The 15199-nt window shown below is 47.0% G+C and carries 12 protein-coding genes; 4 read left to right on the forward strand and 8 right to left on the reverse strand.

Annotated features, from left to right (window positions below; genetic code table 11):
- Window positions 1-112 precede the first annotated feature (112 nt).
- A complete protein-coding gene (locus QUA53_RS24255) occupies window positions 113-670 on the reverse strand; it encodes an NUDIX hydrolase (protein WP_333100229.1) in 558 nt (185 codons plus the stop codon).
- 90 nt (window positions 671-760) lie between these two features.
- Here QUA53_RS24255 and QUA53_RS24260 point away from each other — a divergent pair, with 90 nt between their 5' ends.
- Window positions 761-2092 carry an AMIN domain-containing protein gene (locus QUA53_RS24260; protein ID WP_333100231.1) on the forward strand — a complete coding sequence of 444 codons (1332 nt, stop codon included), beginning with the start codon at window positions 761-763 and terminating at the stop codon, window positions 2090-2092.
- 171 nt (window positions 2093-2263) lie between these two features.
- On the opposite strand, the gene QUA53_RS24265 is transcribed toward QUA53_RS24260, so the two are convergent.
- The gene (locus QUA53_RS24265) at window positions 2264-2866 is read right to left on the reverse strand and encodes a DUF3172 domain-containing protein (RefSeq protein ID WP_333035210.1); all 603 of its coding nucleotides are present in this window, start codon (window positions 2864-2866) and stop codon (window positions 2264-2266) included.
- 287 nt (window positions 2867-3153) lie between these two features.
- Here QUA53_RS24265 and clpS point away from each other — a divergent pair, with 287 nt between their 5' ends.
- Window positions 3154-3435 carry an ATP-dependent Clp protease adapter ClpS gene (clpS, locus tag QUA53_RS24270; protein ID WP_015178019.1) on the forward strand — a complete coding sequence of 94 codons (282 nt, stop codon included), beginning with the start codon at window positions 3154-3156 and terminating at the stop codon, window positions 3433-3435.
- A gap of 227 nt (window positions 3436-3662) precedes the next feature.
- On the opposite strand, the gene QUA53_RS24275 is transcribed toward clpS, so the two are convergent.
- Both QUA53_RS24275 and QUA53_RS24280 read right to left on the reverse strand, forming a co-directional pair.
- A complete protein-coding gene (locus QUA53_RS24275) occupies window positions 3663-3992 on the reverse strand; it encodes an RNA-binding protein (protein WP_333072609.1) in 330 nt (109 codons plus the stop codon).
- A gap of 287 nt (window positions 3993-4279) precedes the next feature.
- A complete protein-coding gene (locus QUA53_RS24280) occupies window positions 4280-5560 on the reverse strand; it encodes a hypothetical protein (RefSeq protein WP_333100232.1) in 1281 nt (426 codons plus the stop codon).
- A gap of 409 nt (window positions 5561-5969) precedes the next feature.
- On the opposite strand from QUA53_RS24280, the gene QUA53_RS24285 reads away from it, so the two are divergent.
- Complete coding sequence (locus tag QUA53_RS24285; RefSeq protein WP_333100233.1) at window positions 5970-7352, forward strand: UDP-N-acetylmuramoyl-tripeptide--D-alanyl-D-alanine ligase; 1383 nt, start codon at window positions 5970-5972, stop codon at window positions 7350-7352.
- A gap of 123 nt (window positions 7353-7475) precedes the next feature.
- On the opposite strand, the gene QUA53_RS24290 is transcribed toward QUA53_RS24285, so the two are convergent.
- Window positions 7476-7910 (reverse strand): hypothetical protein, encoded by a 435-nt coding sequence (locus QUA53_RS24290; protein WP_333100235.1) that lies wholly within the window; start codon window positions 7908-7910, stop codon window positions 7476-7478.
- 216 nt (window positions 7911-8126) lie between these two features.
- Here QUA53_RS24290 and QUA53_RS24295 point away from each other — a divergent pair, with 216 nt between their 5' ends.
- Entirely contained in the window at window positions 8127-9245 is a 1119-nt protein-coding gene (locus tag QUA53_RS24295) for an HNH endonuclease (protein WP_333100236.1), read from the forward strand.
- A gap of 116 nt (window positions 9246-9361) precedes the next feature.
- Here the strand turns inward: QUA53_RS24295 and QUA53_RS24300 are convergent, their stop codons facing one another.
- The 3 genes from QUA53_RS24300 to recG all read right to left on the reverse strand — a co-directional run bounded on the left by QUA53_RS24300 (window position 9362) and on the right by recG (window position 15174).
- Window positions 9362-9898: a Uma2 family endonuclease gene (locus QUA53_RS24300; protein ID WP_333100238.1), complete on the reverse strand. Its 537-nt coding sequence runs from the start codon at window positions 9896-9898 to the stop codon at window positions 9362-9364.
- A gap of 123 nt (window positions 9899-10021) precedes the next feature.
- The gene (gene fusA / locus QUA53_RS24305; protein ID WP_333100239.1) at window positions 10022-12106 is read right to left on the reverse strand and encodes an elongation factor G; all 2085 of its coding nucleotides are present in this window, start codon (window positions 12104-12106) and stop codon (window positions 10022-10024) included.
- A 554-nt stretch (window positions 12107-12660) separates the two neighbouring features.
- Entirely contained in the window at window positions 12661-15174 is a 2514-nt protein-coding gene (gene recG / locus QUA53_RS24310) for an ATP-dependent DNA helicase RecG (RefSeq protein ID WP_333100240.1), read from the reverse strand.
- Window positions 15175-15199: the final 25 nt, after the last annotated feature.

Here is a 15199-nt window from a genome sequence, read left to right on the forward strand (position 1 = left end):
TGGCTCAGGTTTTTGGCGCTGATCATACTATTACTTCTCTCGATTTTCTCACTCTTTCGAGTTAAGATCAAAGCGCAATAAACAGCGTGTAAGGTTCTATTCACACAGCACCTTAGCGCTGTTTATTCAAAAATTCTAATCCTAAAAAAATAGCTGCGATGCTTCCTGATACACAAATTTCTCTGTTTTTTATTTTTACCAAAACTTCGGTAATTGGGACTAAAACTACTTCAATATCTTCGGTAATATCTAATTGAATTTTGCTGGCAAGCTTGACATTTTTAGCAAAGTATAGGTAGATAGAATTGGTGTCTTTTACAGGGTTATCATATAAGGTTGCTAGTTCCAAAATTTCTTCAGCAACATATCCCGTTTCTTCGGCAAGTTCTCTGGCGGCTGCCGATTTACCGCTCTCTTCAGCAGGGTTGAAAGATCCAGCAGGCAGTTCCAGCAAAATTTCGCCTGCTCCGTGCCTGTATTGGCGCACTAATACAAGTTCTTGCTGCTCTGTCGTGGCAAATATTAGGGCGATATTGGGTCGGACATTAACAAAAAAGTCGTCTATAATTTGTCCGTTTGGCAATTCTATTTCATCTTGTCTAACCTGACACCACTTGTTTTTAAGAACGAAGTGCGATCGCAATAATTTCCATTTAGTTAAATTTTTCATATCGCCATAATGCTAAACTTTCAGCGTCATCCGAAGGCACAATTTTCCCATCCATAATCTATTTCAGATCAAAAATTTCACTTAGCCGCCATGCCATACAAAAAATTATTCACCCGATTTGGGGAATACTTACAAAAATTGACTGTTAATTCTCTAGCACCCGGATTGTTGGCGATCGAGTCACTGAGTCTGAGTCTAGCAGTCGTTGCCGCAGTTGCGACAGTGCCGGTAACACTAGAACCAGCAAATGCTTCTACAGTAACAAGTTGGAAATTCGATCCGGCGACGAATCAGTTAGAAATTACTCTTCCAGAGGGAACAACCCCTACATATTCTCTACTCAACCCGTCTCAGATTGCTGTGGATTTACCCAATACTGAGCTCGGAGTAGATGCAACTCAGCTATACCCACAAGGCAGAGTGCGTTCTGTGGGGGTAAGTCAACTTCAACCGGGAACGGCGAGAATTCTGGTCAATTTGGCTCCTGGAGTCGGTTTCAGCGCAGGGAAAGTTCAGTTCCAAAGAATAGGGGTAGAAAATCACTGGGTGTTGCGTCCTTCGATCGAACCGACTCCAATTATGGAAACTTCCGAAACTCAACCCCAGCCTGCAATGCAAGTACCGCAAAACCAGCCACCGACAGATTCCAACTCAACTGCTGCCACAGAGCTCGATCGACCTGAGCCTCCTACTTCCCCAAATCCCGGTTCAAATTTTTCGCAGCGGTCTAGTTCAAATGACCAAATCCGGCCGATAACAGTGCCTTTAGTTAATGTTCGCCTTGACGAACGCCGTGGGGTACAAGCTGCTGCTGTACCCCGCCTAGCCCCTCAAATAACGGCTGTTGCTGCACCCCAACAGCGCACGCTTACTTTTGGTGAACCACTTCCTCGCGGCCGATCAAATGCTCCTTTGCAGGCGGCAACTGGGGCGAATGTTTTGTTGCCGGCGGGAACGGAACTCAGTTTGCTCTACCCCGGCGATCGGGCTTTGCGCCTTGCCCGTGCGAAGCCCAGCCGAGAGGAAGTGCTGCTGCTGCAAGGGGGAATTCTCGACAGTCTTGGCAATACGATCGTACCTGCTAATACACCGGTCATCGGTCGATTTGAAACGACTAACCTCGGCAGTCGATTTGTAGTGGAAGCTATTAGTCTCAACGGCCGCAATATCCCTCTGGTGGCTCGCTCGGAACCCGTGGAAGGTCGGCGGGCTCAGCCTTCCGATCGCAGTTTGTTGCGAAATACTGGTATTGGTGGCTTAGCTTTGTTCTTGCTGAGCGGCTTTTCCGGTATCGGTTTGTTGGCGGGAGCAGCCGGTGGTGTTGCTACGACTTACGTCGCGGCTCCTCAACCTGCTACGATTCAACCCGGCCAAATTTTGCACGTTCAGTTAACCGAAGATTTCCCCCAGTTCGGTTTTTGAAGGAAGAAGGAAGAAGGAAGAAGGAAGACTTTCTTCTTCTCTCGAACCTCTTCGTTCAAAATTTACTTAGAGCAGTTTTCCATTCTCTGAAATAAAGTAGGGACTTAGGCTTAGCCTAAGTCCCTACTTTATTTCTGTAGTTCACTCAAATCAAAACCGCTATATCGGGATTTAGAAATTTTGACCTTCAGTGGTTGGAGCTATCGAACCCGGTTGGTTGAGGAACAGGTTTTTAGCGCCGTCGTTTTGGTAGATACAGTTAATTTCGGGTTGAGCTTCTAGGGGGCCGGTGAAGCCAAAGGTGTTCATGCGATTTTTACAATCGCGCACTTGGTCTTGGCTGATGAGTTTTCTTTGTTCCAGAATTGCCCAGTTATTGGTTCGCAGGACGCATCCGGGGCGCATACTCGGCTGCGAGATGTAGACGTTGAAAGGGTTGAGGGTGACGTAGAGGCGCATATCTGTCACCATCGCGCTTGCTCCAAACTGCACGCAAAGTTCTGGGTTCGGGGCACTGCGATCGATAAATTCACGGGAGGCTACGTTCTCTGGGCTAATTGTAGCTGTGGAGCTAAAGGCAATGCCAATCCCAATTCCCAGAATAAAGACGGCTGTTAAGATTCCTAGGGTGGCGGAATTGAGGAAAGAGGGTTTGCCGGACTGAGGTTGACGCCGCGACTGTCCGCCCATGGAGCCGGGGTAGTCGGAGTCTTCATCTCCTCGGGATGGGTCGCCGCTGAATCTGTCGTTGTAGGATTTAGGTTTGCGTTTCATATAAGGTTCCCTCAGTTCTGGAGACTCAACAGGTAGTAGTTTGTTATTTTTAACCGATCTCGCCTTTCTAATATTATGGCGCTAGGAAGGTGGTTGCGGAGGGCCCAGGACACCTCCTGTGGGTTTGGTGTTGGGTTCACAGCTCGCGATCGACCAAGGGGCTGCCTTGTCTGAATTTTCAGATTTCAATAAAATAGCTGAAAGTGAGATAGTCTTGCACAGCGGAGGAATCCGGCTCAAGATTGTTGACAAATTTTAACATTTTACAAGTCAGGAGGTATAGATTAGTGTCTGTCGAAATTATTCAAAAGCCTTCCACAGTCCGCAAGCTTGCACCGCGCTACCGCGTTCTGCTGCACAATGATGATTTCAATCCTATGGAGTACGTGGTGCAGACTTTGATGGCGACGGTACCGAGTCTGACTCAGCCGCAGGCGGTAAATGTGATGATGGAAGCCCATACTAACGGGATGGGATTGGTGATTGTTTGCGCTCTCGAACACGCTGAGTTTTACGCTGAAACCCTCAACAATCACGGATTGAGCAGCAGCATCGAACCTGACGATTAAAACCTGACGGTACTGCAACGAATTCGCCCAGCCGATTTCAGTATCATACCGTAAACTCTCATACCAAAAAGCCAAGGGTTAGGCCCTTGGCTTTTTGGTATATTTAATGCGGTAGATATGGAAACTTGAAGAGCATAGGTTTTTCGGAACGGCCGGAAGTGGTTCGGAGCTAGGTGATCTCTCGCACCAATTTCAACTCTCCAATCTCAAATCTTTATCCGAGGAAATTAATAACGTCCTCCTCCGCCTCCTCCTGCGCGACCAAATTTGCCAGGGCCGCCGCCCCGGTTGCCGCCGCCCCGGCCACCTTCATCTTCGCGGGGCTTAGCTTTGTTAACTTTGAGATCGCGACCCATCCACTCTGCTCCGTCGAGAGCACTAATGGCTGCATCTTCTTCTGCATCTGTGGACATTTCTACAAAACCAAAGCCGCGGGGGCGACTGGTTTCTCTGTCGGTAGGTAGATGTACTCGCTTAACGGTTCCGTATTCGGCGAAGACGGTGGTGATGTCTTCTTGGGTAACTTGGTAGGATAAGTTACCGACGTATATCGACATGAGGAATAACTCCAAAATTTAGACAGTGCGAAGATTTCAGTTTCGGAGAGTCCCCTGCCGATACAGAAGGGCAAGTTTTTAGACAATTCTGTAGCAATGAACAAAGCCTGCAACTGAATCTGATTCACACTAGGTACTTTAACATAGAATAACGTCTTTTGAGTAGTTTTCAGGAGTTAATTAAGTCGTTCTGATTATAATGTAAAACTTTTAGGGTATTCAGAAACCTGCTCGATCGGTGTGATGTTTTGCCTGCTGTGGAAGCAGAGAAGTTATGTCGCGCCCTCTCACCGCAGGAAAGATACATCCACCTTGCCAAAGTTGGTAGTCAAAGCTAGGTTTACGTTTTCCAGGGCTTTGACTAACCACACCACGCCTTCTCGGGTACTGCATTCGTAGTGACCGAACAAAATTGCCAGTCGCTTCTCTAGGTAGGGCTTGACTTTGCCACAAATTAGTACGATTTTCAGCAGTAAACCTGTGGTTTGGGTGGGTCCGAGGTTTGAGATTAGGTCGATGAAGACAAAGTGGTTGGGCCGCACAGTACTCTCCACTACTAAAAAGTTCAATAACTGGCTGCAAGTTCTGATCATTAAAAATTCGTTAAACTTCTGATCGTCGCTGTGGGGCAGGGTGTTTTGTAGTTGCTTATACAATTTTTCGTTAAAGAGACGTTTGCCGTAGCGCTCATCGGTGACAGAAGAAATCAGGTATTCGTACAAGTCGTCTTTAAAGGAGCGGTAGGACTGATGTGTGCTGGCGTTCGCCGTGAAACGGCCCGCTAGCTGTCTGTAGGTATCGGCTCCTTCTACTTTTCCGACAAATTGCTTGAGGGCAAAGAATAGTTCCGAGTCGGTCAAAAGTGTGGGATTTTTTATAACTTGTATATTTCTGCCGAAGGAAAGGGAGGTTTCCCGACGAGCTATTTGGGTTTTTCTCACTTGGTGAGCGACGTATTGTGAGAGATTGATCTCAAATTGCTGCTGCTTTTGAGCTTGGATTTTTTTAATGATTTTTTGCTGTTCGTAGGTGCTGTCGTCGCTGAGGAGGCAGTGTTTGTAGAGGTAGGGGTAACGGGGAATTAAGGTTCCGAGGGCAAGGGTAGCAGGGGTTTTGCTGTTGCTGCTATCTTCATTGCTGTGAGTTATGACTTTGGCTAAGCGTTGGAGGGTGAGGTACTGTTCGCTTTCGGTAAATTGATTTACTAATTGGGGGATAGAGCCTCGCCCCCGCGATCGATTGTATCCAAATAATATTTTGGGCGCTTCTTCAAACACAGCGATCAATTCAGGGATGGCTGCTTGCTTGCTGGGGTATGTTTGCCAACGGTTGATCAGGATGTGGCAGCAGCGGTTGAGGATGTATTTGAATTCTTGTTCGGCGTGTTTTGAGGCTGCTATTTTTTCAAGTGCGTCGGCGATCGAGCGATCGGGATATCCGGTACCTTGGATAAACAAAGTGCGAAAGCGGCCGATCAGTTCAGCCGGCTGCTCTCGTTGTACCAACTCCAGCCAGTGCTTGTAAAGTAGCTGTTCTTCTTCGTGGCTTTGTCTGTTGTAGTCGTTCACTGTGGATTAACCCTCCGAGGCTGAGGTAGGAGCTTTCAGCCCTATTATCTTGATGAATTGGCCAATCAATCGCAACAATTGAGTCAACCGAGCTTCTCGCCGGATGAGGCTTATGGGTAGAAGCTGTCAGCAGCTTAAGCCGATCGATATTTTTTGCTTAGTTAAACTATTTATCAACACCAGCATGACATGAATTGTTTGTAATTAGCAAGGCCTTAAATCACCATCTACTTTGTAAAGTATTGGTAAAGATTGTGGGTAGGTACGGGATAATTTCTTGGTGGGCGGACGATTTCGTATTAGGATGTTCAAGGTCAATCCCGATCCGCAGCCCGTTATTAGTTAAATTTGAGGTTGGGCGAGGTAGAATTAGCTGTGAAAATAATTATTTGAAATGTGAGTGCTGGTTATGGTTTGTCGCGTAAGTATCGCCCAACTTGCTGAAATTTTATCTGTACCTTTGCCTGCTGTGTCTGAGGGCGTTTCGACAATTTTGGGGACAGGTATTGCCACAGATACGCGCACTCTTGAGGGGGGTGAAGTATTTTTGGCACTGCGGGGAGACACTTTTGATGGCCATCAATTTGTGGCAAAAGCTCACGATTTGGGGGCGATAGCAGCAATTGTCGATCGAGATTGGGAAGAGGAATTGCCTAATTTTCCGCTATTGCGCGTGGACGATACTTTAAAAGCTTACCAATCGATCGCCCGTTGGTGGCGCGACCAATTCAGTATACCTATAGTTGCTGTTACTGGTTCTGTAGGTAAAACTACTGTTAAAGAGTTAATTGCGGCGGTTTTGTTAACGAAGGGAAATGTTCTTAAAACTCAATATAACTACAACAATGAAATTGGCGTACCAAAAACTTTGTTGGAGCTTTCACCTTCCCACAATTATGCTGTAATTGAAATGGGAATGCGCGGGAGTGGCGAAATAGCGCTGCTGTCGCAAATGGCGCGTCCTACTGTGGCGGTAATTACTAATGTAGGAACCGCGCATATTGGGCGATTGGGTTCGGAAGAGGCGATCGCTCAAGCTAAGTGCGAACTGTTAGCCGAAATGCCTGCTGATAGCATGGCTATTCTCAATCACGATGGTGACAGATTAATCGCAACTGCGGCAAAAGTTTGGCAGGGAAAAACTTTAACCTATGGTTTAGAAGGCGGGGATTTGTGCGGAGAATTGCTCAATAATGATACAATGTTAGTAGAAGGTGTAGAATTGCCGCTGCCGCTGCCGGGACGGCACAATGCTCTAAATTATTTGGCGGCTTTGGCGGTAGGAAAAGTTTTAGGTATTGATTGGGAAGTTTTAAAGCAAGGTTTGTCTGTCCAGTTACCGGATGGACGGGCGCGCTGCTACGATTTGCCGCAGGATATTGTGATTCTGGATGAGACTTACAATGCTGGTTTGGAGTCGATGTTGGCGGCGTTGAGACTGTTAGCAGATACTCCTGGAAAGCGCCGGATTGCGGTGTTGGGAACGATGAAGGAATTGGGCGAGAGGGCGATCGAATTTCACCGACAAGTGGGAAGGGCCGCGCGAGAGTTGAATCTGGATGCTTTGTTTGTTTTTGCTGATTTTGAGGAAGCGGCGGCGATGGCTGCAGGTGCGGCGGGTTTGCCTTTTGTGGAGGTAGAAGATATTGCGAGGGAGAATTCCCGCGAAGATTTAGCAAGGCATTTAATGGAGTTTGTCACACCGGGCGATCGCATTTTATTTAAAGCTTCTCATTCAGTTGAGTTGAATCGAGTTGTGGAGAAGTTTAGGGCAGATTTTGCGGGGGAGTAATAGAAAATAAATTTTGGGGATTTGAAATTATGCGATCGCTTCTAGTCGATCGCCCCCTCAAACTCACGTTTCGAGCGTTGATGCGTAGGGTAAGATGCCCATCTGCACCTAAGTGCCGAGGGCTCAATATTTTGATAGCCCTCTGGCCTCGATTTCGATATCGGGATCTATCTCAATTATTGAAATTTTGGCATTTTCAACTACTGTATTTCCCATCATTGTATTGTGCATTGCCTCAAACTTAGATTCATCTTTAGCAATTCGTTCGTAGTGCAAAATTACGTGATAACGCTTTTCAATCGGCACTCCCGAATCCGAAATTTCCACCGCATCCCAATCTATATTTTGAGAGTCTTCCGCTTGCTGGCGGTAGCGAGATGCTAAATTTTCTAGGGCGATCGCGATCGCATGTTCTTTCGTTTGTCCGTAAAAATTCATGGTATCATCAGGGCGATCGCTCAGAGATGACGAAATCTGACAAAGATACTGCCCGTTTGATTGAGCGCAAACGTCGATCGCAATTGTACCAGCAGTGCGATCGGGATTTATTTGAGTCATAAGCTGTTCGGCATTTAAAAGACGATAGTAGGGTGCGTCAGTCCATAAGCGTTTCCCTTGTCCAGTAAGTATTCTAACTGACGCACCCTACAAGGCTCAAACTCACCACAGCACAAGTTTTAGGAGCCGGGGAAGCATGACCTATTTCAGGATATGTCGAAAAAAAGCTAAAATATCGATTAGTTTTCGTTGGACTTGTAATGTCGGAGAGCAGATATGAATTCAGTTGAGGAGACCGGATTGTCACAAATCGTTGACTTGCCACTGATAGGGTCTGCTGAACAATATCTCTTCTCAGTCGAAGACAATCGAGAGCGTGCTGATAAGCTAAAAGAATTACTTGTTCCTAAGCTTAAAATAATCATTAAACAAGCTTGTGACCAAATTCACCAAGTTTATGGCACAGATGTACTCTCAGATTGTCGAATAACGACTACACCAGCTCATCGCTCTGGAGCCAAGAAAACCAAGCCATTCAAAATAGCAAGCGCTGGCTTGACTATAAAAGGAACTTGGTATTTCCAACAGAGATTTGAGTGTACTTCTGATAGTTTATTTGTGAACTTTTTTGGATTAAGAGGACTAGAAGGGAATCCGATTGTTCAAGTCCTGAATAAGCATTTGAAAGATGTTACTCAGATTTTGGATCAGGGTGAATATGAAGTTTACTCTGAAACTATTGCACCGAAAGAAGATGAAAATTTAGAGTATGAGGAGTTCATTAACAAGCTGCAATTAGTTCCTGAACGAGATGGGAAAGGTACTTATATTCAGAGTCCATCCCTAGTTCTTCCTATTAAAGACCTAGATGCAGCTCAGCCAGTGATTGATAACTTTGTCGAACTCTTTGCTATCTTTCGTGCTGCAATAAATGTGTATCTTGGTGAGGAAGACCGTTTTGAGGACTACCTAAAATGTTTGTGGGATTGGCAAAATCCGCTTCAGGTTCAGGAATCTGTAACTACTACTAGATTCTTTCCTGATGAAGTAGATGCAGTACAAACATTTCGTGAGGGGGCAGTACGGCAAGTTTCAGTCAACGCTTATGAACGAGAGCCTAAAGCTCGGCAAAAATGTATTGATTATTACGGTTCAAGTTGCTATATTTGTGATTTCGATTTTGGCAAAACTTTTGGACAACCAGGAAAAGGTTTCATTCATGTTCATCATCTAAAACCCCTTTCAGAAATTGCAGAAGAGTATGAAATTGACCCTATAAAAGATTTGCGTCCTGTTTGCCCAAATTGTCACGCTATGATTCATCGTCGTTCACCACCATTTAGTCTTGAAGAAATCAAGATGTTGTTGATGTCTGCTCGTGGTTCTACTATCTAATATGTGGGGCTTGCTGAATAAGCCGATCGCAAACCCAGACCACGCAATATGCGCTATATTCAGCAAACCCTAATTACTATCAACGGGGTTTTAAACCCAGTTTTCTAATAAAATGCCTACTGTCGGCGAATCATAGCCATCACAGCATCAACCGTAAGTTCCGGGAGAATACCTAAAACTGGTAAAATATCTGCACCCGAACAGATTATAGGTAGCTCCTCACCCTGCCATACCCAAACTTGTTGGTGAGAGAGATCGATTAGCCATGCTAATTGCGTGCCGTTAATGAGGCAGTGGAGGATCTTATTCTGCAATTTTAAAGTGCTTTGATCCGGCGATAGAATTTCAATTAACCAATCCGGTGCGCCGTTAAGTGGTCCGTCTTCATCGGTAAGCCGATCGCCTGCTACAATCGCTATATCTGGTACTGGCGAGTAGGGAAGTACCAAGCAACGCAACTCTGGTATCGCTTCAAATCGATCAGTCCGATCGTTGATATAGTTAACCAAGTTGTGTTGCAGTCGCGAATGAAAAAGGGTTGGCATAGTTTTTTGAACTGCTCGTCCCAGAATAAATTCCCATGCAGGCGAGGATTCAATATCCGGTTGAGCGAGGAAGTCTGTTAGTGAAAGTGTTGCGATCGACTCAATCATATTTTTTTGTCGAACCTCACTGTACTTATTATCTAGATTAAATCCCCGACTTCGTAGAAGTTGTCGGGGATTTAATTGTTCTGTTTGACTCCAGATAGCACCTACCGGGAGTCAAAAGCACTACTACTTCGCGGCTTGACGCTCTTTTGCCGCCTTAATCACTTCTTCAGCGATGTTATTCGGACAAGGAGCATAGTGCGAGAAGGACATTGAAAACTGTCCGCGCCCAGAGGTCATAGTACGCAAATCGCTAATGTAACCAAACATTTCGCTCAACGGCACATCTGCCTTGATCCGTGCTCCTGTCTGGCTTGTTTCTTGAGATTTCATCATCCCCCGGCGGCGGTTGAGGTCGCCGATCACGTCGCCCATGTAATCATCTGGAGTGAATACATCGACATTCATAATCGGTTCGAGCAACTGAGGCGCCGCTTTAGGCAGAGACTGCCGATAGGCCGCTTTGGCAGCAATTTCAAAAGCCATTGCTGACGAGTCAACGGGGTGGAAACCGCCGTCTAGTAGGGTGAATTTCAAGTCCAAGCAGGGGAATCCGGCCAAGACGCCTTTGTCGATGCAGCTTTCAAAGCCTTTTTCGACCGCTGGCCAATATTCTCTCGGCACGCTACCACCAGTCACTTTCGACTCAAACTGGAAGCCGCTTCCAACCTCACCAGGCTCGATCACATAGCCAATTTTGGCAAATTGACCGGAACCACCTGATTGCTTTTTGTGGGTGTATTCGTCTTCGAGGCGCTTGGTAATCGACTCGCGGTAGGCTACCTGTGGTTCGCCGACTTCTACTTCGATCCCGTGGGTGCGCTTGAGAATGTCTACTTTGATGTCGAGGTGTAACTCGCCCATCCCCTTGAGAATCGTTTCGCCGCTTTCTTGATCCGTCACCATGTGGAAGGATGGGTCTTCTTGCACCATCTTGGTGAGGGCTGCTCCCATTTTTTCTTCGCCGCCTTTTTGTTTCGGTTTGACCGAAATCGAAATAACGGGATCGGGGAATACCATCGGCTCTAGGGTTGCGGGATTTTTGGGGTCGCAGATGGTGTGTCCGGTGCGGACGTTTTTCATGCCGACGATCGCCACAATGTCCCCTGCTTGCGCGGATTCAATTTCTTCGCGAGAGTTGGCGTGCATTTCCACCAAACGGCTGATGCGCTCGGTTTTGCCTGTGGCGGTGTTAAGTACGGTGTCGCCCTTGGACAACTTACCTGAGTACAGGCGCGTGAATGTTAAAGCACCGTAGCGATCGTCCATGATCTTAAACGCGAGTGCCCGCAATGGCCTGTTGGGATCGACTATCGCAAACTCGCCGGTTTCCTCGCCCTCGAGATCGACTTCTGGCTGCGGTGTGACTTCCATCGGGTTTGGCAGGTAGTCAACTACGGCATCGAGAACCAACTGCACGCCTTTGTTTTTAAACGATGAGCCGCAGTAAGTGGGGAAAAATGCCCGATCGCGAGTACCTTTGCGAATGCAGCGCTTGAGGTCGTCGAGGCTCGGCTCGTTGCCTTCGAGATACTGTTCCATCACAGTGTCGTCTTGCTCGACTGCCAGTTCGATTAACTTTTCGCGCCAAGTTTCGACATCATCGACCATATCGGCCGGGACATCTTTAATTTGATAGTTCATCGGATCGCCGGAGTCATCCCAGATCCAGGCTTTGCGGGTCAGCAAATCGACTACGCCGCAGAACTTTTCTTCTATGCCGATGGGCAATACCATTACCATCGGTTTAGCGCCAAGGATTTTATCGACTTGCTGGACAACGCGGTAAAAATCTGCACCGGTGCGATCGAGCTTGTTGATGTAGATGACGCGAGCGACTTTGGAATCGTTAGCGTAGCGCCAGTTGGTTTCCGATTGCGGTTCAACTCCACCCGAACCGCAGAACACACCGATGCCACCATCGAGAACCTTCAAAGAACGGTAAACTTCGATCGTAAAATCGACGTGTCCGGGAGTATCAATGATGTTGAGCTGATGGTCGTTCCAGAAGCAGGTGGTAGCAGCGGATTGAATCGTAATACCGCGCTCTTGCTCCTGTTCCATGAAGTCAGTAGTCGCCGCGCCTTCGTGAACTTCACCAATTTTGTGGATTTTACCTGTCAGTTTCAGGATTCTTTCTGTTGTGGTGGTCTTGCCAGCATCTACGTGGGCGAAGATGCCGATATTTCGATAACGAGTGAGATCTTTCATAATTACTGTTGAGATTAAATGCGACGAACCGTCGGCGACCACCTGCAAGCGTAACCAGCGAGGAATCAATGTTGCCTTAGGCGCCAGTACAGGCTAGATTTCCTTTCCCCTGTTTCTGGCAGAACTATCTTAATTTTGACACTTCTTCGTCATTCCTGCGAAGGATTCTTGGTCGAATAAGTACCCCAAGCCTGGCTCCTTATCAAAATAGCGTAGATTAAGGCCAAAATCCTCTCCTAAAGTAGTTGGGGTTGAGGCACTCGTTTCCAACAAATTCGTGTTTTTGACGTTTCGATCAACCTGATATTTTGCAGCAGTCTCAGCAAAAAAGTATAAACCGCGTTTCCTGACAAAAAACCTAGGATTTTACGTGAGTTTATGGGAAGAAAACCAGTTTCTGACGTTACTGACATTAAAGAAGTAGGTGCAAATAAACCGCCCTATGGGGAGGAGGGCAGGTGAGTGCAGCAATAAACTGGCGGCTTTGATATATCTTTGCTTAACCCGCCACTACAAAATATTATTAAAAATCCCGTTGCTGCGTTCAAAACTATCTAAGTCAAAATCGACCCACTCATCATCCGCTGATATCTCCGCTCCAATTCATCCCGCACCACCGGCCACTGATTCAAACTTTCATCATTCTCAATTACCATTTGAGCCGCCGCCCTCGCCAACTCCAAAACCTCCTGATCCTCCACCAAACTCGCCAAAGCAAAATCCGGCAAACCAGACTGCCGAGTTCCCAAAACCTGACCAGGCCCGCGCAGTCTCATGTCCATTTCCGCAATAAAAAAGCCATCTTGAGATTGTTCTAAAACCTTCATTCTCTGCATAGCTTCCGCCGTTTTGGAACCGGGCATTAACAAACAATAAGAACGGTTGCTGCCCCGACCGACTCTACCCCGCAACTGGTGCAGTTGCGACAGTCCAAAACGCTCAGAATTTTCAATCAGCATTACCGTGGCATTCGGCACGTCTACTCCTACTTCGACCACAGTAGTAGATACTAAAATATCAGTTTGTTTGTCCCGAAACTTAGAAATTGCTTCGTCTTTGTCGGCACTGCTCATTCTACCGTGCAGCAAACCAACCTTAAACTCAGGGAATACGCTTTTTTGCAGTTTCTCTTGTTCCTCAATTGCCGATCGCACATCCAACTTTTCCGACTCCTCCACCAGCGGCAGCACCACATAAACTTGACGCCCGCTCGCCACTTCCCGCCGAATCAAATCGTAAGCTTGAATGCGTTCTTTGGCAGACAGTACAGTTGTTTGAATTGCCTGCCTACCAGGGGGGAGTTCATCAATTTGACTCACATCTAAATCCCCATGCAGCGTCAGCGCCAGCGTCCGGGGAATGGGAGTTGCCGTCATCGTCAAAACGTGGGGAGCTTCGCCTTTTTGCTGCAATTTAGCGCGCTGCTGCACGCCGAATCTGTGTTGTTCGTCAATTACCGCCAAACCCAATTTATGGAAATTCACCGTATCTTGAATCAGCGCATGAGTTCCCACTAAAACAGGCAATTCTCCGGTTTCTAACTGGTTGTGAATTTCTCGGCGCTTGGCTATTTTTGTGGAACCAGTTAACAGTTCAACAGACAAGTGCATCAAGTTAAACCAACCTACCAATTTGCGGTAATGCTGTTCTGCTAAAACTTCTGTCGGTGCCATTAAAGCCGCTTGATAACCGGATTGAATTGCTGCTAGCATTGCCACGACAGCTACTACGGTTTTGCCAGCGCCGACATCGCCTTGCACTAATCTGTTCATCGGTTGGGGCGAAGCTAAATCGTTGAGGATGTCATTGATGACTCTTTCTTGAGCATTAGTCAACGCAAAAGGCAAAATTTCATAAAAATGTTCGATCAATTTGCCTGTAGGAAGGATGACTGCACTAGCTTGAGCTTTCCTTTGGGTTTGGCGGCGCTTTAAAAGTCCTAATTGCAGGTAGAAAAATTCGTCAAAAACTAAGCGGCGGCGGGCGGCGGCTAAACAATCTCGATCGAGCGGAAAGTGAATATTAGTCACAGCATCCGCTAAACCCATTAAACCGTAACGCTCGCGCAAATCCTCTGGTAGGGATTCTGGCAACATTTTCGCCGCCGGCATTGCAGCCAAAATCGATCGCCTCACCGAACCGGCATCCACCCCTTCCGTCAGCGGATAAACTGGTATCAGGCGGCCGACTTTCATTGATTCGATCGCACCGCCGGAGTCGTCTAATACTTCTAACTCAGGATTTTCTAAAGTAATTCCATATTTACCCTGCTTCACCAACCCGGAAGCTGCCAGCACCGCACCAGTACAATACTCGCGCTTTTTGAATTCTTGCCAACCGCGATTGCTGTAGCGAGGACCTGCAAAAAAACGACTAATTTTTATCTCTCCGGTGCGGTCTTTTAAAATTACTTCTAATATGGTTAACTTCTTATTCTTCGGACTAGAAAAGCAATTGCAGCGCTTTACTTCGGCGATTAAAGTGACAGTTTCCCCGGCTACTAGCTCGCGAATTTGTACTTGCTTTGCATAGTCGATGTGGTTGCGGGGATAGTAATAAAGCAAGTCATATACAGTGTATAAACCCAGTTTTGCCAAGCGGTTGCCGTTGGCGGGGCCGATGCCGGTGACGCGGGTTAACTGTTGGTCGAGAGTCAGGCTTGGTGGTGGGGGTGCTGTACTCAGGGGTGCTGTTCGGGGAACGGAAAGTGCTGGGGCGGTTGGTTCAGAAGCGTTAGCGTTTGCGGGTCTGACTTGTCGTGCAAGTTCTTGCTGGTGGCGAGTTTCTTGTTCCCAAACTTGCTCCATTTGCCTCAGAAAACTGACCGTAATGGCGATCGAATGTTGGCGCTGTTCGAGATCTTTCTGAGGGTAGATGTCAAATTCAGCTGCTAGTTGTCTGGCTCGATCGCGCGAAGAAGCGGCCACAGAACCTGCAAGTTGTCTCAAACTCAGGCCCAGAAACTCGCTGAAGCGGTATTGACTGCCTTGGATGTCGTTAAATCCGCGATCGGCTTCTACTGAAAGAGCTTTTTGCAATCGCTGCCATTCGGGTTGGTTATTAGTCATCAGTCATTAGTTATTAGTCATCAGT

The sequence above is a fragment of the Microcoleus sp. Pol12B3 genome (assembly GCF_036701355.1).
GTDB lineage: Bacteria > Cyanobacteriota > Cyanobacteriia > Cyanobacteriales > Microcoleaceae > Microcoleus.

Bases quoted from the DNA above. Each gene is read 5' to 3' on its own strand.
- QUA53_RS24265 (WP_333035210.1), bottom strand. From the start codon at position 2,866: ATGAAACGCAAACCTAAATCCTACAACGACAGATTCAGCGGCGACCCA.
- QUA53_RS24260 (WP_333100231.1), top strand. From the start codon at position 761: ATGCCATACAAAAAATTATTCACCCGATTTGGGGAATACTTACAAAAA.
- QUA53_RS24275 (WP_333072609.1), bottom strand. From the start codon at position 3,992: ATGTCGATATACGTCGGTAACTTATCCTACCAAGTTACCCAAGAAGAC.
- QUA53_RS24300 (WP_333100238.1), bottom strand. From the start codon at position 9,898: ATGATTGAGTCGATCGCAACACTTTCACTAACAGACTTCCTCGCTCAA.
- QUA53_RS24285 (WP_333100233.1), top strand. From the start codon at position 5,970: ATGGTTTGTCGCGTAAGTATCGCCCAACTTGCTGAAATTTTATCTGTA.
- fusA (WP_333100239.1), bottom strand. From the start codon at position 12,106: ATGAAAGATCTCACTCGTTATCGAAATATCGGCATCTTCGCCCACGTA.
- QUA53_RS24295 (WP_333100236.1), top strand. From the start codon at position 8,127: ATGAATTCAGTTGAGGAGACCGGATTGTCACAAATCGTTGACTTGCCA.
- QUA53_RS24290 (WP_333100235.1), bottom strand. From the start codon at position 7,910: ATGACTCAAATAAATCCCGATCGCACTGCTGGTACAATTGCGATCGAC.
- QUA53_RS24255 (WP_333100229.1), bottom strand. From the start codon at position 670: ATGAAAAATTTAACTAAATGGAAATTATTGCGATCGCACTTCGTTCTT.
- recG (WP_333100240.1), bottom strand. From the start codon at position 15,174: ATGACTAATAACCAACCCGAATGGCAGCGATTGCAAAAAGCTCTTTCA.